The sequence below is a fragment of the Actinokineospora auranticolor genome (assembly GCF_002934265.1).
Taxonomy (GTDB): Bacteria; Actinomycetota; Actinomycetes; order Mycobacteriales; family Pseudonocardiaceae; genus Actinokineospora; species Actinokineospora auranticolor.
This window is the reverse complement of sequence record NZ_PTIX01000004.1, coordinates 398627-422780: the sequence shown is the minus strand read 5'-3', so window position 1 is coordinate 422780 and position 24154 is coordinate 398627. Positions and strand designations below refer to the sequence as shown.

At 71.0% G+C, this 24154-nt stretch carries 30 protein-coding genes; 21 read left to right on the top strand and 9 right to left on the bottom strand.

All coding sequences use genetic code 11. From position 1 onward, the window contains the following. Positions 1 to 118: 118 nt before the first annotated feature. Positions 119 to 1327 carry a cytochrome P450 gene (locus tag CLV40_RS10420; RefSeq protein ID WP_104478638.1) on the bottom strand — a complete coding sequence of 403 codons (1209 nt, stop codon included), beginning with the start codon at positions 1325 to 1327 and terminating at the stop codon, positions 119 to 121. Between the two features lie 75 nt (positions 1328 to 1402). Here CLV40_RS10420 and CLV40_RS10415 point away from each other — a divergent pair, with 75 nt between their 5' ends. Further along, positions 1403 to 2026: a TetR/AcrR family transcriptional regulator gene (locus CLV40_RS10415; protein WP_104478637.1), complete on the top strand. Its 624-nt coding sequence runs from the start codon at positions 1403 to 1405 to the stop codon at positions 2024 to 2026. 79 nt (positions 2027 to 2105) lie between these two features. Here CLV40_RS10415 and CLV40_RS40735 read toward each other — a convergent pair whose 3' ends face one another. Further along, the gene (locus CLV40_RS40735; protein WP_374066461.1) at positions 2106 to 2309 is read right to left on the bottom strand and encodes a hypothetical protein; all 204 of its coding nucleotides are present in this window, start codon (positions 2307 to 2309) and stop codon (positions 2106 to 2108) included. A gap of 603 nt (positions 2310 to 2912) precedes the next feature. Next, a complete protein-coding gene (gene hemW, locus CLV40_RS10405) occupies positions 2913 to 4127 on the bottom strand; it encodes a radical SAM family heme chaperone HemW (protein ID WP_104478636.1) in 1215 nt (404 codons plus the stop codon). Positions 4128 to 4269: 142 nt separating this feature from the next. Here hemW and CLV40_RS40730 point away from each other — a divergent pair, with 142 nt between their 5' ends. The 13 genes from CLV40_RS40730 (at position 4270) to CLV40_RS10345 (ending at position 15248) form a co-directional block, all read left to right on the top strand. Then, positions 4270 to 4356, top strand: coding sequence for a putative leader peptide (locus tag CLV40_RS40730; protein WP_374066459.1), 87 nt, complete (start codon positions 4270 to 4272; stop codon positions 4354 to 4356). Between the two features lie 117 nt (positions 4357 to 4473). Next, positions 4474 to 6162, top strand: a complete 1689-nt coding sequence (locus CLV40_RS10400; protein ID WP_104478635.1) for a nitrite/sulfite reductase — start codon at positions 4474 to 4476, stop codon at positions 6160 to 6162. Between the two features lie 37 nt (positions 6163 to 6199). Further along, positions 6200 to 6358 (top strand): Insertion element protein, encoded by a 159-nt coding sequence (locus tag CLV40_RS10395; protein WP_104478634.1) that lies wholly within the window; start codon positions 6200 to 6202, stop codon positions 6356 to 6358. Beyond that, positions 6355 to 7041, top strand: coding sequence for a phosphoadenylyl-sulfate reductase (locus tag CLV40_RS10390; RefSeq protein WP_104478633.1), 687 nt, complete (start codon positions 6355 to 6357; stop codon positions 7039 to 7041). The genes CLV40_RS10395 and CLV40_RS10390 overlap by 4 nt, the downstream gene beginning before the upstream one ends. 10 nt (positions 7042 to 7051) lie before the next feature. Continuing rightward, positions 7052 to 7999, top strand: a complete 948-nt coding sequence (gene cysD / locus CLV40_RS10385) for a sulfate adenylyltransferase subunit CysD (protein ID WP_245931198.1) — start codon at positions 7052 to 7054, stop codon at positions 7997 to 7999. Continuing rightward, positions 7999 to 9336 (top strand): sulfate adenylyltransferase subunit 1, encoded by a 1338-nt coding sequence (locus tag CLV40_RS10380; RefSeq protein ID WP_104478631.1) that lies wholly within the window; start codon positions 7999 to 8001, stop codon positions 9334 to 9336. The genes cysD and CLV40_RS10380 overlap by 1 nt, the downstream gene beginning before the upstream one ends. A gap of 38 nt (positions 9337 to 9374) precedes the next feature. Next, positions 9375 to 10454, top strand: coding sequence for an ABC transporter substrate-binding protein (locus CLV40_RS10375; protein ID WP_104478630.1), 1080 nt, complete (start codon positions 9375 to 9377; stop codon positions 10452 to 10454). A 32-nt stretch (positions 10455 to 10486) separates the two neighbouring features. Further along, positions 10487 to 11263 carry an ABC transporter ATP-binding protein gene (locus CLV40_RS10370; RefSeq protein ID WP_104478629.1) on the top strand — a complete coding sequence of 259 codons (777 nt, stop codon included), beginning with the start codon at positions 10487 to 10489 and terminating at the stop codon, positions 11261 to 11263. Then, positions 11253 to 12191: an ABC transporter permease gene (locus CLV40_RS10365; protein WP_104478628.1), complete on the top strand. Its 939-nt coding sequence runs from the start codon at positions 11253 to 11255 to the stop codon at positions 12189 to 12191. The genes CLV40_RS10370 and CLV40_RS10365 overlap by 11 nt, the downstream gene beginning before the upstream one ends. After that, positions 12192 to 12917 carry a sirohydrochlorin chelatase gene (locus tag CLV40_RS10360; RefSeq protein WP_104478627.1) on the top strand — a complete coding sequence of 242 codons (726 nt, stop codon included), beginning with the start codon at positions 12192 to 12194 and terminating at the stop codon, positions 12915 to 12917. Between the two features lie 275 nt (positions 12918 to 13192). Continuing rightward, positions 13193 to 13816 (top strand): cyclase, encoded by a 624-nt coding sequence (locus tag CLV40_RS10355; protein WP_104478626.1) that lies wholly within the window; start codon positions 13193 to 13195, stop codon positions 13814 to 13816. Between the two features lie 78 nt (positions 13817 to 13894). Further along, positions 13895 to 14449: a DUF4396 domain-containing protein gene (locus tag CLV40_RS10350; RefSeq protein ID WP_104478625.1), complete on the top strand. Its 555-nt coding sequence runs from the start codon at positions 13895 to 13897 to the stop codon at positions 14447 to 14449. A 22-nt stretch (positions 14450 to 14471) separates the two neighbouring features. Beyond that, entirely contained in the window at positions 14472 to 15248 is a 777-nt protein-coding gene (locus CLV40_RS10345) for an enoyl-CoA hydratase-related protein (protein WP_104478624.1), read from the top strand. A gap of 1 nt (position 15249) precedes the next feature. On the opposite strand, the gene CLV40_RS10340 is transcribed toward CLV40_RS10345, so the two are convergent. Continuing rightward, on the bottom strand, positions 15250 to 16413 hold the full coding sequence (locus tag CLV40_RS10340; RefSeq protein WP_146107984.1) for an alpha/beta hydrolase family protein: 1164 nt from the start codon (positions 16411 to 16413) through the stop codon (positions 15250 to 15252). 76 nt (positions 16414 to 16489) lie between these two features. Here CLV40_RS10340 and CLV40_RS10335 point away from each other — a divergent pair, with 76 nt between their 5' ends. Together CLV40_RS10335 and CLV40_RS10330 are read left to right on the top strand one after the other, a co-directional pair. Continuing rightward, positions 16490 to 16894 carry a hypothetical protein gene (locus CLV40_RS10335; protein ID WP_104478623.1) on the top strand — a complete coding sequence of 135 codons (405 nt, stop codon included), beginning with the start codon at positions 16490 to 16492 and terminating at the stop codon, positions 16892 to 16894. Positions 16895 to 16907: 13 nt separating this feature from the next. Then, positions 16908 to 17123, top strand: coding sequence for a helix-turn-helix transcriptional regulator (locus CLV40_RS10330; RefSeq protein WP_104478622.1), 216 nt, complete (start codon positions 16908 to 16910; stop codon positions 17121 to 17123). On the opposite strand, the gene CLV40_RS10325 is transcribed toward CLV40_RS10330, so the two are convergent. Further along, positions 17113 to 18078, bottom strand: a complete 966-nt coding sequence (locus CLV40_RS10325; protein ID WP_104478621.1) for a zinc-binding dehydrogenase — start codon at positions 18076 to 18078, stop codon at positions 17113 to 17115. The genes CLV40_RS10330 and CLV40_RS10325 overlap by 11 nt on opposite strands. Before the next feature lie 91 nt (positions 18079 to 18169). Between CLV40_RS10325 and CLV40_RS10320 the strand changes: the two genes are divergently transcribed. From CLV40_RS10320 to CLV40_RS10310, 3 genes are read left to right on the top strand one after another with little or no spacing between them, the layout of a single operon-like run. Then, on the top strand, positions 18170 to 18373 hold the full coding sequence (locus tag CLV40_RS10320) for a hypothetical protein (RefSeq protein WP_245931197.1): 204 nt from the start codon (positions 18170 to 18172) through the stop codon (positions 18371 to 18373). Continuing rightward, entirely contained in the window at positions 18373 to 18507 is a 135-nt protein-coding gene (locus tag CLV40_RS40235; protein WP_281261653.1) for a hypothetical protein, read from the top strand. Before CLV40_RS10320 ends, CLV40_RS40235 begins: the two co-directional genes overlap by 1 nt. Continuing rightward, the gene (locus tag CLV40_RS10310; protein ID WP_104478619.1) at positions 18504 to 18785 is read left to right on the top strand and encodes a barstar family protein; all 282 of its coding nucleotides are present in this window, start codon (positions 18504 to 18506) and stop codon (positions 18783 to 18785) included. The genes CLV40_RS40235 and CLV40_RS10310 overlap by 4 nt, the downstream gene beginning before the upstream one ends. Here the strand turns inward: CLV40_RS10310 and CLV40_RS10305 are convergent. The 3 genes from CLV40_RS10305 to CLV40_RS10295 all read right to left on the bottom strand — a co-directional run bounded on the left by CLV40_RS10305 (position 18776) and on the right by CLV40_RS10295 (position 22024). Then, on the bottom strand, positions 18776 to 19771 hold the full coding sequence (locus tag CLV40_RS10305; RefSeq protein ID WP_374065620.1) for an alpha/beta fold hydrolase: 996 nt from the start codon (positions 19769 to 19771) through the stop codon (positions 18776 to 18778). The genes CLV40_RS10310 and CLV40_RS10305 overlap by 10 nt on opposite strands. Before the next feature lie 229 nt (positions 19772 to 20000). Further along, positions 20001 to 21053 carry a nitronate monooxygenase gene (locus tag CLV40_RS10300; RefSeq protein ID WP_281261652.1) on the bottom strand — a complete coding sequence of 351 codons (1053 nt, stop codon included), beginning with the start codon at positions 21051 to 21053 and terminating at the stop codon, positions 20001 to 20003. An 89-nt stretch (positions 21054 to 21142) separates the two neighbouring features. Continuing rightward, a complete protein-coding gene (locus CLV40_RS10295) occupies positions 21143 to 22024 on the bottom strand; it encodes a TIGR04222 domain-containing membrane protein (RefSeq protein ID WP_104478617.1) in 882 nt (293 codons plus the stop codon). A 95-nt stretch (positions 22025 to 22119) separates the two neighbouring features. Between CLV40_RS10295 and CLV40_RS10290 the strand changes: the two genes are divergently transcribed. Beyond that, positions 22120 to 22578 carry an HD domain-containing protein gene (locus CLV40_RS10290; protein ID WP_104478616.1) on the top strand — a complete coding sequence of 153 codons (459 nt, stop codon included), beginning with the start codon at positions 22120 to 22122 and terminating at the stop codon, positions 22576 to 22578. Between the two features lie 682 nt (positions 22579 to 23260). Here the strand turns inward: CLV40_RS10290 and CLV40_RS10285 are convergent. Further along, the gene (locus CLV40_RS10285; RefSeq protein ID WP_104478615.1) at positions 23261 to 23683 is read right to left on the bottom strand and encodes an MmcQ/YjbR family DNA-binding protein; all 423 of its coding nucleotides are present in this window, start codon (positions 23681 to 23683) and stop codon (positions 23261 to 23263) included. Positions 23684 to 23749: 66 nt separating this feature from the next. Here CLV40_RS10285 and CLV40_RS10280 point away from each other — a divergent pair, with 66 nt between their 5' ends. Next, positions 23750 to 24148, top strand: coding sequence for a DUF3224 domain-containing protein (locus CLV40_RS10280; RefSeq protein WP_104478614.1), 399 nt, complete (start codon positions 23750 to 23752; stop codon positions 24146 to 24148). Positions 24149 to 24154: the final 6 nt, after the last annotated feature.

Here is a 24154-nt window from a genome sequence, read left to right as displayed (position 1 = left end):
CACTGCGTCAACGGCATGCCCCCCGCAACCCACCGGTTGATCACCGAGCGGGTCGGCAGCGCTGACGCGGCGCTGACCGGTGCGGGCGCCGCTCCCCCGAGTGGCGCCCGCGTCCGGGTCACACCGAGACCGGGACCTTCGCCGCGCCGCGCAGGTTGATGCGGCCGTTCCAGGTCACGTCACCGGCGAGGGCCAGGTCCGGGAAGCGCTCGACGAGCCTGCCGATGGCGACGCGGCCCTCGAGGCGGGCGAGCGCGGCGCCCAGGCAGTGGTGCGGGCCCGCGCCGAAGGAGACGTGGTGGCGGGCGTTCTCGCGGTCGAGCCGCAGGTCGGCGGCGTCGGGGCCCCAGAACAGCTCGTCGGTGTTGGCCCCGGCGAGGTTGGCCAGGACGAAGGTGCCCGCCGGGATCTCCGTGCCGCCGACGGCGAACGGCGCGGTGGTGATGCGCCTGCTCAGCTGCACCGGGCTGTCGTAGCGCAGCAGTTCCTCGACGGCGTTGCCGATCAGCGCCGGGTCGGCGCGCAGGGCGGCCAGCTGGTCGGGGTGGCGCAGCAGGGCGACGACGCCGTTGGAGATCAGGTTGACCGTGGTCTCGTGCCCGGCCACGTAGAGCAGCACGACCTGGGAGACCAGCTCGTCGTCGCTGAGCACGTCGCCGTCCTCCTCGGCGCGGATCAGCGCGGTCAGCAGGTCGTCGGCCGGGTTGGCGCGCTTGTGCTCGATGACCTCGGCGACCATGGCGGACAGTTCCTGGTCGGCCGCGTAGACGCGGATGGCGTGCTCCGGGTCGGGCAGCGGTTCCAACGAACGGACCAGCAGCCCGGTCAGGTCGCGGACCCGGTCGGCCTCGCCCGGCGGCATGCCCAGCATCCGGTTGATCACGGTGAAGGGCAGCGGGAAGGCGAGTTCGTCGACCAGGTCGCCGCCGCCGCCCGCCGCGGCCAGCCGGTCGAGCGCGGCGTCGACGATGCCGGTGACGTCCGGTTCCAGCGCGGCCACCGCGCGCGGGGTGAAGACCTTGGTGACCAGGCGGCGCAGCCGGGTGTGGTCGGGGGCGTCGCGGTCGAGCATGGACAGGCCGCCGCCGCGCAGGTCGCGGTCCCCCACGGCCTCCCGGATCGCGTCACGGGCCGGGTGCGGGGCGAGGTGGCGGTTCTCTACCGAGAGCCCCGCGCGCAAGAGGGCGTTGACCTCGGCGTAGGCGCTCACGATCCAGAACCCGAGCGGGTGCTCGTGCACGGGGGCCTCGGCGCGCAGGCGGGCGTACTCGGGGTAGGGGTTCTCGGTGAAGCCGGGAGCGAACGGGTTGAACGGTGCTACCGTCACAAGGTCACCTACTCTGCGTAGTTTACATAACCAGCGTTGGTTACATACGCAGTGTATGCCAGTAAGGTCTGCCCGGTGCCAGTCGTGAAAAGCCGCCGGGAGCAGTACTCGGAAGCGACCCGGGCGGCGCTGATCGCTGCGGCCACCCGGCGCTTCGCCACCGACGGCTACGCGGCGACCGGGCTGGAGGACGTCGCCGCCGACATCCAGGCCACCCGCGGCGCGGTCTACCACCACTTCAGCAGCAAGAAGGCCTTGTTCGAGGCGGTGCTCGAGGTGCTGGAGGGCCAGTCGACCGAGCGGATCGGCTCGGCCTACCGCGCCGCCCCGGACCGCTGGGCAGGCGCGATGGCCGCCCTCGACGCGTTCCTCGACCAGTGCCTCGACCCGGTCTACAGCCGGGTCGTGTGGCGGGAGGGACCGATCGCGATGGGGTGGCACGGGTGGCACCAGACGGAGCAGAAGTACGCGTACGGGACGATCACGCTGATCCTCGGCGAGATGCTGGCGGACGGCCTGCTGGCGCCGATGCCGCTGAGGTCCCTGGCGGACGTAGCCTTCAGCGCGATCGGCGCCGCCGGGCACGGCCTGGCCGAGGCCGCCCCGACCGACCAGACCCGCCTCCGCGCCGAGTACCGCGACGTCCTCATCCGCATGATCACCGGCTTGCGCGGCGACGCCGAGCAGACGGCGACCTAGACCTCCCGCCAAGCCCCTCCGCACGCCCGCGCAGGGGTCCCCCGCTATAGGGGAAGCCCTAATTTCAAGCCTATGAGGCTTATTCAGCGGCATAGGAATAGAGGCTGACGACCGCAGAGATGGTCTCGGTGAAGGTGTCGACAGGGCGTCGATAGTCGGTGTGGAGAACGCGCCGGGTCTTGAGTTGGGCAACAGTGCGTTCGACCACGACTCGGATGGAGTTGTGGTATCGGTTGAACTCTCTTTCTCGGTCGGACTGCTTCCTGTTTCGAGGTTTCCTGATGGGGGTCAGGATGCCGCTGTCGATGTAGCCCTTGTGGCCGAGTCAGGTACTGGGGTCGCGACCGTCGAGAGTTCGTGAGGCCTTCAGGCCGACGATGTCGTTCCGAGATCCCGACATGGGATCGGATACCCATCTCAGTCGCCCGCCAGCGTGCACACGACCTGGACGTTGAGCCCGGTCGTGCGGTGTTCCCCGAGGACAACTCCGGGCGCGAGGCCCATGACCAGCACGGCAGCAGCGCCAACGTCACCACCACCGAGCGATACAACCCCACAATTGGTGGCCACCGACGAACCGACCCTCCGGTCGCACAATGAGCGAGAGAGCATAATTCCTCGATGCGACCCCGAGCGAGATCGGCGGTTTGATACATAAAGGCGGTCCGTTTGTTTGAGAACTAGGTGCGGCAACTGAACTCTCTCAAACGGGCCGCCGCCATCTCACTTCGGGCGGTCAGCATGGGTCGTGAATAAGCCGCCATCGGGGTTCGGGCTCGCGGAAGAGTGGTCGCCGTGGCCGGTGGGCAACCTCGGCGCATGTGGACAACTCCGCCGAGCACGATCCACACCGGCGCGGCGGTGGGCGCCGAGTCGCGCCCACAGGTCAGGTGAGGCGGCGGACGACGGCGTCGGCGAGGAGTCGGCCGCGCGGGGTCAGCACGCAGCGGCCCGCGGCCAGGGCCGAGTCGTCCAGCAGGCCGTCAGCGGCGGCGGCCCCCGCCTCGGCTCGACCGGAGTCGGTCAAGGCGTCGACCGGCAGTCCCCCGGCCAGCCGCAGCTCCAGCAGGATCCGTTCCACCCGCTGGTCCTCCGGGGTCAGCACCTCACGACCGAACGCGGGTGAGAGTCCCTCCGCCAGCAGGTCGGCGTAGCGGGCCGGGTGTTTGACGTTCCACCAGCGCACCCCGCCCACGTGGCTGTGCGCCCCCGGACCCGCCCCCCACCAGTCCCCGCCCAGCCAGTACCCCAGGTTGTGCCTGCACCGGGCCGCCGCCGACGCCGCCCAGTTCGACACCTCGTACCAGTCCAGCCCGGCCGCGGTCAGCGCCGCGTCGACCTGCTCGTACCGGTCGGCCAGCACGTCGTCCTCCGGCATGGGCAGCTCCCCCCGACGCACCCGCCGGGCCAGCGCCGTGCCCTCCTCGACGATCAGCGCGTACGCCGACACGTGGTCGACCCCGGCTTCCAGCACCGCGTCGAGCGAGGCCGCCAGGTCCTCGGGCCGCTCCCCCGGCGTCCCGTAGATGAGGTCGAGGTTCACGTGCGCGAGTCCCGCCGCCCGCGCCTCCCGGGCCGCCGCAACCGCGCGGCCCGGGGTGTGGGTGCGGTCGAGCACCGCGAGCACGTGCCGCGCGGCCGACTGCATGCCCAGCGACACGCGCGTGTACCCGGTGGCGGCGAGGCCGTCGAAGAACTCCGGGGAGGTCGATTCGGGGTTGGACTCCGTCGTCACCTCCGCGCCCGGTGCCAGGCCGAACACGCCGCGTACCGAGTCCAGCACGGCGGTGAGACCGTCCGCGCCCAGAAGGGACGGGGTGCCGCCGCCGACGAACACCGTCTCGGCCGCGGGCGGGTCACCCAGGACCCGGGCGGCCAAGTCCAGCTCGCGCCGTAGACCTTCCAGCCAGGAGGACGGGGAGGCGGAGGTGCCCAGTTCGCCCGCGGTGTAGGTGTTGAAGTCGCAGTACCCGCAGCGGGTCGCGCAGAACGGGACGTGCACGTAGACGCCGAACGGCCGCGTGCCCACTCCGGCGAGCGACCGCGCGGGCAGTGCGCCGTCGGGCGGAGCGGGTTCACCCTCGGGGAAAGCTGCGGCCACCCGCCCATCCTCCCAGGTGCCCGGAACAGCCCGACAACCAGTAACGGCGCACTCAAGCGCGGCTCAACGCAAGCTCAGTGAGCCTCGTCCCAGCATCCGGTTGACGGTGGACCATACCGTGGACGCATGGCACGCTGAGCCCATGTCCGCGACCGAAGTCTTCCTGGTGGCCCGCCGCCACGTGGATTTTCGGCGCGTGTCCAGCGCGATGTGCCGTCAGCCCAGCTGACCCGTCGCGCCTCATTCGCATTCAGCAGGCGTCGGGCGCGCCGCTGAGTGATCCCCCGCAACGCCGCCCGGGGTCCCTGCGGAGCGCGCGAGCGCCCCGGCCCCGGAGGAACCACCGGTGTCTCCCACCACACCCCCACCCGCCCGTCCCGCCGCACGCGCGCGCAAGGGCGAGGGCCAATGGGCGCTCGGCTACCGAGAGCCGCTGAATCCGAACGAGCGGTCGAAGAAGGACGACAACCCGCTCAACGTGCGCGCGCGCATCGAGAACATCTACGCGCATGGCGGTTTCGACAGCATCGACCCGGGTGACCTGCGCGGCCGGTTCCGCTGGTACGGCCTCTACACCCAGCGCAAGCCGGGGATCGACGGCGGCCGCACCGCGACGCTGGAGCCGGAGGAGCTCGACGACGAGTTCTTCATGCTCCGCGTGCGCACCGACGGCGGCGCGGTGACGACCGAGCAGCTCACCGTGCTCGGCGAGGTGTCGCAGACCTACGCGCGCGACACCGCCGACATCACCGACCGGCAGAACATCCAGTACCACTGGATCCGGGTCGAGGACATGCCCGCCGTGTGGGCCAAGCTCGAGGGCGCGGGCATGACCACCATGGAGGCCTGCGGCGACAGCCCGCGCGTCATCCTGGGTTCGCCGGTGGCGGGCATCGCCGTGGACGAGGTCATCGACGGCACCCCGGCGATCGACGAGATCAAGCGCCGCTACATCGGCAACCCGTCGTTCTCGAACCTGCCGCGCAAGTTCAAGACCGCGGTGTCGGGCCTGCCGGACGTGGCGCACGAGATCCACGACGTGGCGTTCGTCGGCGTCAACCACCCCGAGCACGGTCCCGGCTTCGACGTGTGGGTCGGCGGCGGCCTGTCGACCAACCCGATGATCGGCCAGCGGCTGGGCGCGTGGGTGCCGCTCGACGAGGTCGCCGACGTGTGGGAGGCGGTCATCAGCGTCTTCCGCGACTACGGCTACCGCCGCCTGCGGCACCGCGCCCGGATCAAGTTCCTGGTGAAGGACTGGGGTCCGGCGAAGTTCCGCGAGGTCATGGAGACCGAGTACCTCAAGCGCGCGATGCTCGACGGCCCGGCGCCCGAGGTCCCGGCCGTGCCGTACGACCACGTCGGCGCGCACCGGCAGCGGGACGGCAAGTTCTACGTCGGCGCCGCGCCGATCGCGGGCCGGGTGTCCGGGTCGACGCTGGTCGAGGTGGCCAAGGCCGCCGAGCGCGCGGGCTCGAACCGGGTGCGGTTCACCCCGCAGCAGAAGCTCGTCGTGCTGGACGTGCCCGAGTCCGAGGTGCCCGCGCTGCAGGCCGACCTGGTGAAGCTGGGTCTGCACAGCAAGCCGTCGCCGTGGCGGCGCGGGGTCATGGCCTGCACCGGCATCGAGTTCTGCAAGCTGGCCATCGTCGAGACCAAGGGCCGCGCGGTCGACCTGGTCGACAAGCTGGAGACCCGGCTCAAGGACATCACCGACGGCATCACGGCGCCGATCACCGTGCACATCAACGGCTGCCCGAACTCCTGCGCCCGCATCCAGACCGCCGACATCGGGCTCAAGGGCCAGATCGTCACCGACGACGCGGGCAACCAGGTCGAGGGCTTCCAGGTGCACCTCGGCGGCGGCCTCGGCCTCGACGCGGGCTTCGGCCGCAAGCTGCGCGGCCACAAGGTCACCGCGGACGAGCTGCCGGAGTACGTCGAGCGGGTCGTGCGCCACTACGTGGCCCAGCGCGCGGCGGACGAGCGGTTCGCCCAGTGGGTGCTCCGCGCCGACGAGAACGACCTGCGATGAGCGCGCCGGTGGGAACTTTCCCAGGGCGGGAGGCGGAATGAGCGAGCGAGCGACCCCGTTCTACTGCCCGTACTGCGGTGACGAGGACCTGCGTCCGCAGGAGGAGCCGCACGCGGCCTGGCTGTGCACCGCGTGCCGCCGGGTCTTCACGGTCAAGTTCATCGGACTGAATCTCTCCGGGGAGGCGGCACAGTGACGACCACGTACCAGGAGTTAGCGACGAGAGCCGAGCACGAGCTGGCGGAAGCCACCGCGGCGGAGGCGCTGGCCTGGACCGCCGAGACCTTCGGCGACCGCTTCATCGTCGCGTCGAACATGCAGGACGCGGTGCTCATCGACCTGGCGTACCAGGCCAGGCGCGAGATCGACGTGCTCTTCCTGGAGACCGGCTACCACTTCGCGGAGACCATCGGCACGCGCGACGCGGTCGCCGTGGTCTACCCGGAGGTGCGGATCGTCAACGCGGAGGCCGCGCAGTCGGTGGCCGACCAGGAGGCCGAGTTCGGGCTGCTGAACCAGACGGACCAGACGAAGTGCTGCTTCCTGCGCAAGGTGGTGCCGCTGCGGGACACCCTGGCGCGCTACGACGCGTGGGTCACGGGTGTGCGCCGGGTCGACGCGCCCACGCGCGCCAACACCCCCATCGTGCAGTGGGACGACCGCAACGGGCTGGTGAAGGTCAACCCGATCGCGGCGTGGTCCGACGACGAGTTCAACCGGTACATCGCCGACCACGGGATCTTGGAGAACCCGTTGGTGCAGGAGGGTTATCCGTCGATCGGCTGCGCGCCGTGCACCGCGAAGCCGCTGCCGGGCCAGGACGCCCGCAGCGGCCGCTGGGCCGGGCAGGCCAAGACCGAGTGCGGATTGCACGGGTAGGGACGAATTCATGACTGAGACAACCGAGTCCGTGCGACAGTCCACTCCGCGTCCAGTGGGTACCGAACCACTGGACGCGTTGGCGCGCCTGGAGTCCGAGGCTATCCACATCTTCCGTGAGGTGGCAGGGGAGTTCGACCGACCGGTAATCCTGTTCTCCGGCGGCAAGGACTCCACTGTACTGCTTCATTTGGCGGTCAAGGCGTTCTGGCCCGCACCTGTCCCATTTCCGCTACTGCACGTCGATACCGGGCACAACCTCGACGAGGTCATCGAGTTCCGCGACCGCACGGTGGAGCGCTACGGCCTCCGCCTGGTCGTGGCGAGCGTCCAGGACTACATCGATGACGGAAGGCTGGAGGAGCGGGCGGACGGAACGCGAAATCCTCTTCAGACCGTCCCCCTCCTGGATTCCATCACGGGCAACAAGTTCGACGCCGTCTTCGGTGGCGGGCGCCGCGATGAGGAGCGGGCCCGCGCGAAAGAAAGAATTTTCAGCCTACGCAATTCCTTCGGTCAGTGGGAGCCGCGTCGTCAGCGTCCCGAATTGTGGAACCTCTATAACGGCAGGCACCGCTCCGGCGAACACGTTCGTGTGTTCCCGCTGTCCAACTGGACCGAACTGGACGTCTGGCGCTACATCCAGCGCGAGGCGATCGAACTGCCGTCCATCTACTTCGCGCACACCCGTGAGGTGTTCCAGCGCGACGGTATGTGGCTGACGGCAGGTCCCTGGTTCGGTCCGCGCGCGGATGAGCCGGTGCAGGAACTGACTGTCCGATACCGGACAGTCGGGGACGGATCGTGCACCGGTGCCGTGCTGTCCGAAGCGGCCGATCTGGACGAGGTCATCGCCGAGGTGTCGGCGAGCAGGCTGACCGAGCGCGGCGCGACCCGCGCGGACGACCGGCTGTCCGAGGCCGCCATGGAAGACCGCAAGCGGGAGGGCTACTTCTGATGTCCGATTTGTTGCGACTGGCCACAGCGGGCAGCGTCGACGACGGCAAGTCCACGCTCGTCGGCAGGCTGCTCTACGACACCAAGTCCGTGCTCGCCGACACCCTCGACGCGGTCCACCGCGCGAGCGTGGACAAGGGACTGTCCACTCCGGATCTGTCGCTGCTGGTCGACGGGCTGCGCTCCGAGCGCGAGCAGGGCATCACCATCGATGTGGCCTACCGCTACTTCGCCACGCCTAAGCGCTCGTTCGTGCTCGCCGACACCCCCGGCCACGTGCAGTACACCCGCAACACCGTCACCGGGGCGTCCACGGCGCAACTGGCGGTGCTGCTGGTCGACGCGCGCAAGGGCGTGCTGGAGCAGACCCGCCGCCACGCCGCGGTGCTGGCCCTGCTCGGCGTGCCGCGGCTGGTGCTGGCGGTCAACAAGATCGACCTGGCGAACTACGACGAGGCCACCTTCGAGGTGATCGCGAAGGAGTTCACCGACCACGCCACCGCGCTGGGCTACCCGGTCGGCTCCGTGCTGTCCATCCCGGTCTCCGCGCTCGTGGGCGACAACGTGGTGGACCGTTCCGCGCGCACCCCGTGGTACGTCGGCCCGACGCTGCTGGAGCACCTGGAGACGGTGCCGGTCGAGCCCGACCCGCACGACGCGCCGTTCCGGTTCCCGGTGCAGTACGTCATCCGCACCAACACCGCCGAGCACACCGACTACCGCGGCTACGCGGGCCAGGTGGCGGCGGGCACGGTCCGCCCCGGCGACGAGGTCGTGGTGCTGCCCTCCGGCAGGCGCACGACGGTGTCCCGGATCGACACCCCCGACGGCGAGCTCGCCGAGGCGGAGGCGGGCCGCTCGGTCACCCTCCTGCTCGACGACGAGATCGACATCACCCGCGGCGACCTGATCGCCACGGTGTCCGAGGCCCCCGCGCCGGTCGACGAGTTCGACGCGACCGTGGCGTGGCTCTCGGACAAGCCGCTGCGCCCCGGCGCGCGCGTGCTGGTCAAGCACGGTGCCCGCACCGTGCAGGCCGTGGTCACCGAGCTGAGCGCCCGCTTCGACGAGCAGAAGCTCGCCTCGGTGCCCAACCCCCAGACCCTGGACCTCAACGAGATCGGCCGGGTGCGGGTGCGCACGGCCGAGCCGTTGCCGGTGGACGACTACGCCGTCAACCGGCGCAACGGTGCCTTCCTGGTGATCGACGCGGGGGATGGCGCCACCCTCGCGGCCGGTCTGGTCGGTGCCGGGCTGCAGGCCCTGGAAGTGGACCCGAACAGCCTCGGCGGCGACGTCGACGCCGAGTCCGGGGACCTCGTGTCCCCCGGTCCTTGATCTACCCCCAGTAGAACCCCTTAGGAAAGGCCCTTGTCGTGAAGCGCACGCTCCGAACGTCCCGTGTCTTAGCCGCAGGCGTCATCGCCGTCTCCCTGCTGGCCTCGGCCTGCTCGCGCGCCGCCGAGCCCAGCACCCCGGCGCCTGCCCCGGGGCAGAGCACAGACAAGGGCCCCGCCGCCGAGCTGCGCCTGGGCTACTTCCCGAACGTCACCCACACCTCGGCGCTGATCGGGCTGGAGAAGGGGTTCTTCGCCAAGGAACTGGGCAACACCAAGCTGGTGCCGACCAAGTTCAACGACGGCCCGACCGAGGTGGGCGCGTTCCTCGGCGGTTCGCTGGACGCGGGCTTCATCGGCTCCGGCCCGGCGATCAACGCCTTCGCCAAGTCCAAGGGTGAGGCCGTCCGGCTGGTCGCCGGTGGCACGTCCGGGGGCGCGCAGCTGGTGACCACGGCGGAGATCACCAAGCCCGAGGACCTCGTCGGCAAGGTCGTGGTGACGCCCGCGCTGGGCAACACCCAGGACGTGTCGCTGAAGAAGTGGCTGGCGGACAAGGGTCTGCTCGGCAAGGTGACGGTCACCAACCGGGAGAACGCGCAGACCCTCGACGCGTTCAAGAAGGGCGAGGTGCAGGCCGCGTGGCTGCCCGAGCCGTGGTCGTCGCGGTTGGTGCTGGAAGCGGGCGCCAAGGTCTTCCTCGACGAGAAGGAACTGTGGAAGGATGGGAAGTTCCCGACCACCGTCCTCTTGGTCCGCACCCAGTTCCTCCAGGACCACCCGCAGACCGTGCAGGCGCTGCTGCGCGGGCTGCTGGCCGCCAACGACTACGCCAAGGCCAACGAGGCCGACGCGAAGGCCGCGGTGAACAAGCAGCTGGAGGCGCTGACCGGCAAGGCGCTGGCGCAGAAGACGATCGACCGCGCGTTCACCTCCATCTCGCTGGACACCGACCCGCTGGCCGCCACCTTCCCGCAGCTCTCCAAGGACGCGGTCACCGCCAAGGTCGCGGACAAGGAGACCAACCTCGCCGGGTTCGTCGACGTGACCAACCTCAACGCCGTGCTCAAGGCCGCGGGCAAGCCCGAGGTCGACGCGGCGGGCCTGGACAAGAAGTAGCGGAGACGAGCCGAGGAAGGCAGGCGATACCCATGACCGCCACCCTTGAGGCCACCGAGACCGCCGTGCGGCTCGACGGTGTCCGGAAGACCTTCGGCAGCGGAACTCGCGCCGTCACCGCCCTCGACGGGATCGATCTGAGGGTCGCGCCAGGCGAGTTCGTCTGCCTCCTCGGCGCGTCCGGCTGCGGCAAGACCACCGTGCTCAACCTGATCGCCGGGCTCGACGCCCCCACCTCGGGGGAGATCGAGCTGTCCACGACCCGCCCGGCGGTGATGTTCCAAGAGGCCGCGCTGATGCCGTGGCTGACCGCCGCGCGCAACGTGGAGCTGCCGCTGCGGCTCGCCAGGGTCGGCAAGTCGCAGCGCGAGGCGCGCACCCGCGAGCTGCTGGACCTGGTGCGCCTCGGCGACGTGGGCAACAAGCGACCGCACGAGCTGTCGGGTGGCATGCGGCAACGAGTCGCGCTGGCCCGCGCGCTGGCGTCCGCGTTGGACGGCAACCGCGGCGAGGCCGCGTCGCTGCTGCTGATGGACGAGCCGTTCTCCGCGCTCGACGCGATCACCCGCGACGTGCTCCAGGGTGAGCTGCTGCGCGTGTGGCAGGCCACCGGCACGGCCGTGGTGTTCGTGACCCACGACGTGCGCGAGGCCGTGCGGCTGGGGCAACGGGTCGTGCTGCTGTCGTCCAAGCCGGGCCGGGTCGTGCAGGAGTGGGACGTCGACGGGCTCACCGGCTCGGACGAGTTGGATGCGGTGGACCGGATCAACGCTCGGCTCCGCGAGGTGATCAGCAGCCATGCCGCGTGAGGTCCTCGACGACGGTGCCGCCGCACCGGGTCACGGCCCGGAGCGCAACGGTGTCGCGGAACACCCCCAGCAGGTGGCTGACTCCTCAGCCGTCGAGGCCGGGCTGGACGCGCTGGACACGCCGCCGTCCGGCTCGGGCGGTCGGCGCAACCTGGTCCGCGCGGTCGTCTCCCCGATCGTCGCCATCATCCTGACGGTGATCCTCTGGCAGGTCCTGTGGTCGCTGGCGTTGTGGCCGGAGTTCCAGCTGCCCGCGCCGCAGGACGTGTGGGCGCAGATCTGGAAGGTCGTGCGCAACGGCGACGTCTGGGAGTTCCTCTGGGTCTCGGTGCACCGCGCGGTCATCGGGTTCCTGATCTCGGTCGCGGTGGCCACGCCGCTGGGTCTGGTGCTGGCCAAGGTGCCGCTGATCCGCGCGGCGTTCGGTCCGCTGATCTCGGGCCTGCAGAGCCTGCCGTCGGTGGCCTGGGTGCCCGCCGCGGTGCTGTGGTTCGGCCTGACCGACGGCGCGATCTACACCGTGGTGCTGCTGGGCGCGGTCCCCTCGATCGCCAGCGGCCTGGTGTCGGGCATCGACCAGATCCCGCCGATCCTCCCCCGGGTGGGCAAGGTGCTGGGCGCGGGCAGGCTCGACTCGGCGCGGTACATCCTGTTGCCCGCCGCGCTGCCCGGGTACCTGGCCGGGCTCAAGCAGGGGTGGGCGTTCTCCTGGCGGTCGCTGATGGCCGCCGAGTTGATCGCCACGTCCCCGCAGCTCGGCTTCGGCCTCGGCCAGTACCTGCACAACGGCATGCAGCTGTCGGACATGTCGATGGTGCTGGCGGGCATCTTCCTGATCTTCCTGGTGGGCGTGGGCATCGAACTGGCCGTGTTCCGCCCGTTGGAGCGGACCGTGCTGCGCGCACGGGGCCTGACTGGGGCCGTGTAGGTGGTTCCCCTTGTCGCTGTCGCGCACGGCAGCCGCGACCCGCGTTCGGCCGCCACGGTGGCCGAACTGGTCTCGGCTGTCCGTGCGCGGCGGCCCGGTTTGGACGTGCGGGCCGCTTTCCTGGACCTGTCCGCGCCACGGGTGTTCGACGTGTTGTCCGGTTTGCACCGTGAAGGCCACCGCGAAGTCGTAGTAGCGCCCCTCTTGCTCGGACGGGCCTACCACGCGCGGGTAGACCTACCGGCGCTCTTGGACGAGGCCCGCGCGCGGCTACCTCGGCTGTCCACAACGGTCACCGATGTCCTGGGACCGGACCGGAAGCTGGAAGAGGCCGCCCTGCGGCGGCTTGCCGAAGTCGGCGTGGAGCCGGGTGACCGCGAGGTCGGGGTCGTGCTCGCGGCGACCGGCTCGTCGCACGCGCCCGCCAACGCCGTAGTGGCCGAGATCGCGGAGCGCTGGTCGTCGACCCTCGGGTGGCGCGGGGTGCGGGCGGCGTTCGCGTCGACGGCGGAACCCGACGTGCCGTCCGCGGTGGCCGCACTACGGGCGCGCGGCGCGCGGCGGATCGCGGTGGCGTCGTACTTCCTGGCCCCCGGTCTGCTGCCGGACCGGGTGCGGAAACTGGCCGGTGCCGCGGTGGTGGCCGCCCCGCTCGGCACAACCGTGGCGGAGGTCGTGCTGGACCGCTACGACCAGGTGCGGGCCGCCGCGCTGCGGTCGGCCTGAGCCGCTGCGTTAGGGACCGGTTCGAAACCACCCGCACGGCCGGTCCGGTCGCGCTGCGCGGGTTCCCGCTGGACCGTGTGGGTGTGCCGCGGCGGCGAGCAGGCGCGGACCGTCGCCTACACGGGCCGGGCCATTAACCGGGGTGTCGCGGTCGAATAGCACCGCGACACCGACCCACTGGGTGAATGTTTGACGGATTCGGCCGCGCGGCGCAACGATGGGCGCGCCGCGCGGCCGAACCCGTTTCTCCTAACAGCCCAGTCGAGGTGAACCCGATGAAGCGCACCCCGCGTCGCACCATGACCATCGCCGCTCTCGTCGCCGTGCCCGCCCTGGCCCTCGCCCCGGTGGCGGCGGCCGTGCCGGTCGGCATCAACTTCGCTTGCCAGGCCTCCGCACTCGGCTCGACGTACGACTTCACCCTCACCCAGCCCGCCGACGTCAGCGCGCCCGCGAGCGTGTCGGCGGGCAGCGCGTTCAGCGTGACGATCGACCCGGCGGCGGCGAGCGTGCCCGCCACCGTGGGCACCTACGCGCTGCGCCGCGTGCAGAACCTGACGTTCAAGGTGCCGGTCCCGGCGAACTCGACCTACGTCTCCGGGTCGCTCTCCGGCGGCTCCGGGGTGGGCGCGACCGCGCTGAGCCAGGCGGGCGGCGTCGTCACCCTCACCGCCACCGGTCCCGTCAACGGCGGGGCGTCGTTCGAACTGCCCGCCATCACCCTGAACCTGACCGCCGGGTCGCCGGGGACGGTCGAGACGACCCTCTACGGCTCCGGCTACGGCAACCCCGGCCTGACCGCGACGGCCGTGGTGCGGGTGATCCTCTTGGACGTGAACGTGCCCGCGTCCTGCTACCCGGACCCGAACCCGGTCCTCACGACAACGACCGTGGTGTAGCCCCCGTGTGACCGAGACCGCAGGGCGCCCGCCGAGCGCCCTGCGGTTTTTATACCCCCAGGGGGTATAGTCATCGCCATGGAACACGGACCCCACCACCACGCGCACCCCGAGACCCGCGCCGCCGAGGACCACTCGGCCCACCAAGCACCCCACCGGGACGTCGGGGAACACGCCCACCACGGGCACGGCGCCCGGTCGCCGTGGCGGCAGGCGGCGAGCGCCACGCTGCACTGCCTCACCGGGTGCGCCATCGGCGAGGTGCTGGGCATGATCATCGGTACCGCGCTGGGCTGGTCGAACCTGCCGACCGTGGTGCTGTCGATCGCCCTGGCGTTCGTCTTCGGCTACAGCCTCACGATCAGCCCCGTGCTGCGCGCGGGCGTCCCGTTCCGCCAGGCCCTGGGCGTGGCGCTGGCCGCCGACACGGTGTCGATCACGGTCATGGAGATCCTGGACAACACGGTGATGGTCACCGTGCCGGGGGCGATGGACGCGGGTCTGGGCAACTGGCTGTTCTGGGTCGCGCTGGCGCTGTCGCTGGCCGTGGCGTTCGTGCTGACCGTGCCGGTGAACAAGTGGCTCATCGGTCGCGGCAAGGGTCACGCGGTCGTGCACCAGTACCACCACTGACCCTCCCACTAGGGTGAGGTCCATGGCTGACGAGCTGGTGCACTACGCGGTCGAGGCAGGGGTCGCGCGGATCACGCTGGATTCGCCGCACAACCGCAACGCGCTGTCCGCGCAACTACGCGCCGAACTGCGCGACCACCTGTCTACCGCGCTCGCCGACGACACCGTCCGGGTGCTCGTCCTCGACCACACCGGCACGGTTTTCTGCGCGGGCATGGACTTGAAGGAAGCGGGCGGGGCGTCCTCGTCCGCCCAGGGCGTCAACGAGTTCCCGGCGATCCTCGAGCAGCTCTGGACCAGCCCCAAGCCCGTCGTCGCCAAGCTCGCGGGCCCGGCCCGCGCGGGCGGCGTGGGCATCGTCGCGGCGGCGGACATCGCGGTCGCGGTGGACACGGCGACGTTCGCGTTCACCGAGGTCCGCATCGGCGTGGTCCCGGCGATCATCTCGGTCACCGTCCTGCCCCGCCTGCTCCCCCGCGCCGCGCACGAGTTGTTCCTGACGGGCGAGCAGTTCTCCGCGGCCCGCGCGGTCCAGATCGGCCTGATCAACTCGGCCGTCCCCGCCGAGAGCCTGGACGCCGAGGTCTCCCGCTACACCGCCATGCTGACCTTGGGCGGCCCCAAGGCGTTGGCCGCCACCAAGGACATGCTCCGCCGCCCCCGCCCGGACGACATGTCCGCCGACTTCGCCGAGATGCTGTCGTTGTCGGCGGGCTTCTTCGCGTCCGAGGAGGGGCAGGAGGGCATCACCGCCTTCACGCAGAAGCGCAAGCCCAACTGGGTTCCCGCCAAGGACTGACTCAGCGGACGAACCGGACCTGCGGGTAGCGGGGCCGCTGGAACAGGCGGTGGTCGACCCCGCGCAGGTGGAGGTCGAAGAACGCGCGCAGGTAGTCCCGCTGCGCGTGGATGGCGCGATGCGGTTCGAGTGTGCCGATCGCTCGCGCCACCTGCTCGGGCGTCAGGCCGAGGATGGGCGCGGCCTGGGGGAACAGCGTTTCCAGGTCGGTGAACGAGATGTGGGTGGACCCGGCGAGGGCCAACTCCCGTTTCCAGCCGTGCTGGCTGTCCCAGAACTGGTCCCAGCTCGGGTCTTCCCCGCCGGGGCCGGGATCGCTGCCGAAGAGCAGGAACGGGCGATCGGTGCCCGCGGTGACGGGTGCCAGGAGGCTGCCGTCCAGGTTGGCGCCCGCGCGTAGGCGTCGGTCGGCGCGGATCGTCGCTGCGGCCGTGGCGCCGCCGAGGGAGTGGCCGAACATGCCGACGCGGGACAGGTCGAACGCGCCTGCGAGGCGCCCGGTGTTGAGCGCGGCGAGTTGGTCCAGCACGAATCGGGTGTCCGCGGTGCGCACGGCGAGGGCCTTGGCGACCAGGGCGTCGTCGATGTCGCCGGTGATGGCGAAGGTTTCCACCCGGCCGCCGGGGAACTCGACCGCGTCGGCGTCATAGGTGTGGTCGATGGCCACTACGACGTAGCCGTGGCTGACCAGTTCTTCGATCAGCGCGGTGCCGAGGCTGCGGTCGCTGCGCAGACCCGGCGAGTACAGCACGACCGGTCTCCCGCACCGACCTCGGTTCACCGGCGCGGATAGGTGCGCGTGCGTAGTGGGCAACAACAGCGCGCCGGGCGGGATGCCTTGCTCCCGCTCGAAAACGGCGGTGGTGCCGGGTGACATCCATGGCGCGGTCGGGCGTCCGTGCGTGGTGAGTGCCGGGTACCAGAGCTGAACCATGAGTTCCCGAACCGAGCCGGTCCCCTGCCATGGGTCCACACGCGACCGGTCGACCAGGTGCGACGAGACCGTGCCCAGCGGATGCGGACCCGTTGGCGCGGGCAGGGTGAGGCGCGCCGGAGCGTCGGGGCGCGGCTGCGCGGACGCCACGGCGGCCAACGGCACGGAGGCGAGGGCGGACGCGGCGGCGGTGGCCAGCAGCGACCGGCGGCTCAGGAGTCGTCTCGACATGATCGAAATGTAAGGGAGACTTTCCATGAAGACAAGTGTGCTTGACTTTATGGAAGGGTCGTCTTACCTTCGGCGCATGGCGAACGAGCGGCAAGACCAGGTGACACGCGCGGCCCGCCGCGCCGTGCTGATCGATGGCATACCCGTGTCCGCCCTGGGCCTGGTCGCCTTGGCGCTGGGCAGCGACCCCGACCCGGGCAGCGCGCAGAAGGCCTGGTGGATCGCGGCCACCACCGCGTTCTCGCTGGCGGTGGCCTGGGTGCTGTTACGGGCGTTCCGGCGCGCGGACGAGTACCTGCGCCGGGTCCAGTTGGAGAGCATGGCGATCGCGTTCGCCGCGGTCCTGGTGGCGCTGCAGGTGGCTACCATGCTCGACGCCGCGGGCGTCGTCGAACTCCGCCAGGTCGCCCAGCTGATCCTGATCGGCGGCATGGTGGTCTGGCTGACGATCGCGGACCTGCGCACCCGCTTCCACCGCTGAAGGGCGAACACCCGTGAAGAACCGGCTACGCGAACTGCGCGCAGCCCGCCGGTGGAGCCAGGCCGACCTGGCCGACCGGTGCCAGGTCTCCCGGCAGGCGATCAACGCCATCGAGACCGAGCGGTACGACCCCAGCCTGCCGCTGGCGTTCACCATCGCCGACGTCTTCGGCCTGACGATCGAGGAGATCTTCCACCCCGACCGGACGGGCGGCGCGGCTAGCGGGTGAAGACGATCTTGCCCGCGGTCTCACCCGCCAGTATCTGCGCGAAGCCCTCGCGCGCTTGGTCCATCGGGAGTTCGGCGCCGATGCGGGGGCGGATCCCGGCGGTCTCGCAGAAGCGGAGCAGGTCGGCCAGCTCATCGCGGGTGCCCATGGTGGAGCCGACGACGCGCAGTTGGAGGAAGAAGAGGCGTTGCAGGTCGGCGCCGGGGTTGGGGCCGCTGGTGGCGCCGGAGACGACGATGACGCCGCCGGGCTTGAGCGCGCGCATGGAGTGCGACCAGGTGGCGTCGCCGACGGTCTCGAAGACGCCGTCCACCCGCTCGGGGAGCCGGGTGCCGGACTCGAAGGACTCGTGGGCGCCGAGTTCCAGTGCCAGCGCGCGCTTGCGCTCGGTGCGACCGGTCACCCAGACCCGCAGCCCCGCGGCCCGCCCCAGGGCGATCAACGCGGTGGCGACGCCACCGGACGCGCCCTGCACCAGCATGGTCTGACCGGGGCGCAGACCGGATTTGACGAACAGCATGCGGTAGGCCGTCAACCAGGCCGTGCCCATGCAGGCCGCCTCGGCGAAGGTCAGTCCGGCGGGCTTGGGCAGCGCGTTGCGGGCCGGGACGACGACGGTGTCGGCGAAGGTGCCCTGGTACTTCTCGGTGAGCAGGGTGCGCTTGGGGTCCAGTGTCTCGTCACCGATCCAGGCCGGGTCGCCGATGACCGAGTGCAGGACCACCTCGGTGCCGTCGGCCAGCACGCCCGCGCCGTCGCAGCCGAGGGTCATGGGGAACTGCTCGGCCTTGATGCCGACCCCGCGCAACGTCCACAGGTCGTGCATGTTGAGGCTGGCCGCGCGCACGGACACCGCGACGAAGCCATCCGGCACCTCGGGTTCCGGGCGTTCGCCGACGATCAGCGACGCCAGGGGGTCTTCGGGGCTGGGCGCGGAGGCGTAGACGGCGAACATGGGTCGAACATAGTGACGCGGGTCGCGTCCCGCCCCACAAAGGTGACCCAGGTTGCGGCCGGGGCGGGCGCGGCGGGCTAGGCTCGGTGGTGTGTCCGAGTGGTGGAACGACGTGGAGCTGTGGCTGATCCAGCTCTCGTTCCCGCTGCAGTTCACCCTGGTGATGGCGATCCTGCTGCCGCTGTGCGTGGTGGTGGCGTGGGCGATCGACCGGGTGGTGGACTACGCGTCGGCCCGCTTCGGCACGTCCCGCGACGAGACACCGCTGGGTTCGCGCCCGGAGACCGAGTCCTGATGGGCTCGCGCGGACGCATCACCGTCGCCCTGGTCGGCCTGGTCATCCTGGTCCTGGTGGGCTGGCTCCTGCGCGGCTCCGACGACGACCCGCCCGGCCCCCGGTCCGCGCCCGCCCTGGTCCAGGTCCGATGAGCACCTACTCCGTCGACGGCACCCGGGTCCGCACCCGGGACGACGCGCTGGCCGCCATCGCGAACGCCCTGTCCTTCCCGGATTGGTTCGGCCACAACCTGGACGCGCTCCACGACTGCCTCATCGACCTGTCGTGGCTGCCCGCCGGGGACGTCGTGCTGGAGTGGCGCCACCCCGAGGTCTTGGCGGAGACCGACGCGGACGCCCACGACGCGGTGCGCCAGGTGCTGGCGGACGCGGCGGCGGGCTCCGGCCGGTTCTCGGTGACCTACGCCTGAGCGCGGTGGAACGCGTCGATCATCTGCCAGGTCTCGTGGCGCGCCCCGCGCCCGGTCAAGACGCCCAGGTGCCCACCCCCGGCGACCGCGAACCTGGCATCCGCCACGTGGTCGACGAGCTTGCGCACCGCCTTGGGTGGCGCGATGGTGTCGTCGCGCCCGGCGACCACGAGGACGGGCCGGTCGACGCGGGCCAGCTCGATCCGCCTACCCGCCACGGTGACGACGCCTTCGGCGAGGGCGTTGGCGCGGTAGAACTTGTGGTAGATCTGGCCGACCGCGCGACCGGGGTACGCGAGCATGCCTGCGGCGAACCGGTCGACGGCCTCGACCTGGGCGAGGTAGTCCCGATCACCGAGATTCCGGGCGATGGCAAAGGGTTTGGTGAGGTGCTTGTCGAGCGCCGACACCTGGAAGACGCGCTTGACGACCGGGGCGGGGATGGCGCCGAGGGTCCGGTAGAAGGCGGGGAAGAGTCGGTTGCCGGTGAGGGTGTCGAGGGGTCGTAGTGGCGCGATCAGCGGTATGGCCCGGAAATCGAACGGACTCGCGATCACCGTCAGGGACGCGACCGGGAGCCCCCGGTCGCGCGCGATGGTCAACGCCGCCAGAATCCCGCCCAGACACCACCCCACCAGGTGGACGGGGCGACGGTCCGCGTCCCGGTGCACGGCGTCGACGGCCGCGGGGATGACGTTGTCGATCCAGTGCTCCAGCCCGAGCCGCCGCTCGTCGAAGCCGACCTCGCCGTACTCCACCGAATAGACCGAACGCCCACCGTTCACCAGGTGCTCGACCAGGCTGCACCCCCGGCGAAGATCGAAACACGCCCCACCCACAGCCAGCGGCGGCACGAGCAACACCGGCGCCGCACCGGCCAGGTCGGAGTGGTAGCGGTAGACAGCCCGGGTCCGCCCCTCGGCGATGACCGTCCGGGGCATGGGCCGGTGATCGGCCAACCCGCCCACCAACACCCGCTCAGCCACGTTGGCCACCGCCCCACGCACCCCCGCCCACCCCGCCACCGCGACCTCCCTACCTACTCCAAAGTAAAGTAACCCCACCCCGCCCCCACCCACCCTGTGGCCGAGGGCACAACCCACCCTCCCACCCTCGACGACTCCCAGGCGTCACCCAGGTCGGGCACACGCAAACTCATCGACGATGAATCAGGCGGCTTTGGCGCGGGAGGCGATGTCCGAGACGAGGCGAGCGCTAGATGCCCAAGCGACCCGTCAGGGCAGCGGCGGCGGTGCGGGCCTGGGCCATGAGCATGTGGAGTACCGCCGCGACGGGGGCTTCCTCGGCGCGGGAGTAGGCCTGGCCCATCCACAACGACATGGCTTCCGGGTCGCCCGCGCGGAGGGCGGCGGCGCGCAGGGGTTTGGTGACGTGGTGCAGGTCCGGGTAGGCGCTGGGGGCGTCGGCGTGTTCGGCGATGAAGCGGTTGACCAGTCCTCGCGCGGGGCGGCCGGTGAAGGATCTGGTCAGGGTGGTCTCGCGGGTGCCGTCGGCGATCAGGTCCCGGTGCACGGCGGAGGTGCCCGCTTCCGTACACCGCAAGAAGGCCGTGCCCAGCTGGGCCGCGACCGCCCCCGCCGCCAGCACCGCCGCCACGTCACCACCGTGCGACAGTCCACCGGCGGCGACGAGCGGCAGGCCTGTTCGCGCGCCGATCAGCCGGAGGGCGGGCAGCAGGTCGTAGAGGGGCCCGCCGCCGGGAAGGGCGGAGTTGTCCTCGAAGACCCCGCGGTGTCCACCGGCGGCCGCGCCTTGGACGCACAGGACGTCGGCGCCCCGCTCCGCCGCGGCCTCGGCCTCCGCCGGGGTGGTGACGGTGACGACCACCTGCGTCCCGTTCTCCTTGAGCCGCCGGACGTCCTCGACCCCGGGCAGGCCGAAGGTGAAGGACACGACCGGCACGCGGAGGTCGACCACGGCGTCGATCTTGGCCGCGTAGTCGTCGTCATCCCACCCGGCCTCGCCCGCCGCGACGCCGTACCGCTCCTCCTCGCCGGACAGGGATTGTCGATACCCCGCTGTGTCCGCAGAGGACTTCGAGTTCGGCACGAAGATGTTGACCCCGAACGGTTTGCCGACCAATCCCCGCGTCTGCTCGATCTGCCCGCGGAGCGCGTCCGCGCTCAGGTAGCCCGCGGGCAGGAAGGCGAACGCGCCCGCGTCCACCGCCCCGGCCACCAAGGCGGGTGAGCTGATCCCGCCCGCCATCGGCGCGACAACAATCGGAACCGCGGTGTCAGTCAGCACGCCCAAACCGTACCGCCGCGACACCCCACCCGACACCGGACTGGATCAAGGACCAACGGCTTGGACCACCGGGAATCGGCCAAGCGCGATCAGCCGCCGCACCCACCGCCGCCACCGCAGCTGCTGCCACCGCCACAGCTGCTGCCGCTGCTGCAACTGCTCCCACTGCTGCAACTGCTGCTGCCGGAGTCGCCGCTGGAGGACGTGCTCGACTGCGGGACGTGCTGGGTGAAGATCGCGCCCAGGTCCTCGTCCGGGTAGGCGACCAGGCCGTACAGGGCGACCGGCGCCAGCGCGCCGACCCCCATCACGCCCCGGGGCACCTCACCGCGGGCCCGGCGGAGCGCGGCCGTGCCGTAGCGGGTGGCGCGCTGGCGGGCGCTGCCCAGGAACAGGCGGGCGATGAGCCAGACCACGAGGGTCGCGGGTAACGACAGCGCCAGGTTGCCCACCGGGCGCTCCAGCGAGATGCCGTTCACCAGCCGGACGACCCCGACGATGAAGATCACCAGGAAGAGCAGGTGCACCCGCCGGAAGCCGCCCTTGCGCCCCGAGGTCAGGTAGCCGCGCTCGACCAGCCCCGCCGCGATGCGGTCGCCCAGCTCACTGCCCCGGATGCCCAGCGTGCCGCGCGAGGTGACCCGGTGCGAGGAGCCGAGCTTGCGCAGGACGTGGTCCTGCACCGGGTCGGCCGGGGTGCCCGCGCGGGTGGGAGTGGCCACACCGGACCGGCTGACCCGGACCGCGCCGCGCGAGACCAGCCCCGCGAACGCGGTGTCCTCGACCCGGGTCGGGCCGCCCGCGAGCATGGCCAGCTCGTAGTTGTCCAGCCGGCCGTGGTCGCCCGCCGCCTGCCCACCGCGCATGCGCGACACCACCGCCACGAGGACGGTGAGGGCGAACGCGGCGGCGACCGCCACCCAGTAGGCACCCAAGAACTCCGGGCCGGACAGTCCCCAAGGTTCGTCCATCACCCACTCCTCCGCACACGCGCACCGCGCGCTCCATGTCCACCACAACGACGTGATCGACGTGCGCTCCGTCGACCACCGGTTACATTCCCCGCATGTTCACCCTTGAGGACGCGGTTCGCATAGCCCGAGACGCCCACGAGGGCCAGCTCGACAAGGCCGGGCGGCCCTACATCGAACACCCGCTCCGGGTCATGTCCACCCTGGACGGCGACCACGACCGGATGACGGCGGTGCTGCACGACGTCATCGAGGACACCGCGGTGACCGCCGACGACCTCACCGCCGCCGGGTGCCCGCCGGAGGTGGTCCTCGCCGTCGAGGCCATCAGCAAGCACCCCGACGAGTCCCAACAGGACTACCTGACCCGCGTCGCCGCGAACCCGATGGCCCTGCGGGTCAAGCACGCCGACATCGCCGACAACTCCTCCCCCGCCCGGCTGGCCACACTGGACGAGCCCACCCGCGAACGCCTGCGCGCCAAGTACGCGCACGCCCTCGCCTACCTCGCGAGCCTGGCCACCCCGGATCCACACGCCACCTCGGACGCCTGACCCGCACCACCGGTTGCACACCCGCGCCACCAACTCACCCCGCGACCGACCCGGCTCACCCCACCAGTCGCCCGCCAAGCCCGAACCGTGATCCCTCGGCCCGATTCCTCCCTCCATATCCGAATTCCTCAAGGTCCAACCACCCCACTCAGCGCGGAGCACGTCGAACCACACCAGGCGACGCACCACGCCGAACCCGCACCCGACCGTCCGCCGTCACCACCGCGAACTCAACGCCGACCGCACACGGCGCCCTCGGTGGGGCAAACGACGAGACTCACACCAGACCGTCACAGACCATCCCCGGACACGCTGCCGGCACTACCCGGCCTCGTCACGCGCCTCTGCCTTCGCCCAGGCAGAGCCCCATCGACGCGCCCGGTCGGTCCCATGCCCATGAACGCGGCACCGACCGTCCCAGTCGCCGAGCCATCGCCATCGCAGAATCCACCGGCGCGCGCCTGGCAGGTCCCATGACCTCGGCCATGCCACCTCCGGCCACGACCCACTCCCGAAGCAGCGACCACCTCGATCTCGTGGCAACCGGCTACACAGGACGCGCGCCCCGATGTGAACCGGCCGGTCCACGGCCCTGGCCGTCACCTCCTGCTGAAACTCGACGGCGCGCCTGACCTCGATCCGTCGGATCCGCGAGCGACTCGCGAGGCCTTCGACCGATGACTCACCCACCCGTCCGCGCGTCGAGTTCGGCGATGAGGCGCTTCGCGGCGACGAGTCGGTAGGACTGGTCGACGATCTCCGCGATCTCCGCCCAGTCCGGCGACACGTCGAGCCGCACGCCTAACCACCCCCGGTGTCCGACGTACGGCGGTCGGTAGAACCGCTCCGGGTCCTCCCCCACCAGCTCCTCCTGCGCCCCCGGCGGTGCCGCGCACCAGAACCCGGTGCGGTTGTCGCCGTGGTGGTTGTCCTGGAACATCACGAAGACCTTCTTGTCGCGGACGAACCACGTCGGCGCGCCGTGGCTGATCCGCTCGGTGGCCTCGGGCATGGCCATGCACAGCTCCCGCAACCGGGTCAACGGGTCGTCGTTCACGGGTTCCTCCTCTTCCGCTCCGGTGCCGTCGAGGACAGAATCGCGCATCGGGACGACATTCGTCGGAAGTTGTCCACAGGCGGGTATTCGAGTGTTGCCATCGGGAGGCACAGCGTGGGCGAGCGGGCTCAGGGAACGTTCATCGTGGACCAGTGGGAGCCGGAAACCCCGTACGACCAGCACGAAGGTGTCGAGCTGGGGCACACGGTGATCCGCAAGGTGTTCGACGGCGACCTGGTCGGCACCAGCGAGGTGCACATGACCAGCGCCGTCGTGCCCGCCACCGGCACCGCCGCCTACGTGGCGTTCGAGCGCGTCCACGGCACGCTGCACGGCCGCAAGGGCAGCTTCGTGCTCCAGCACCACGCGACCGCTAACGGCGACGAGGGCTCGCTGGACATCGTCGTCGTGCCCAACACCGGCACCGGCGACCTGGTGGGCCTCACCGGCACCTTGGAGATCACCAAGACCGGCGACGACCACACCTGGTCGCTGGACTACCGGCTCCCGTAGCGGCGA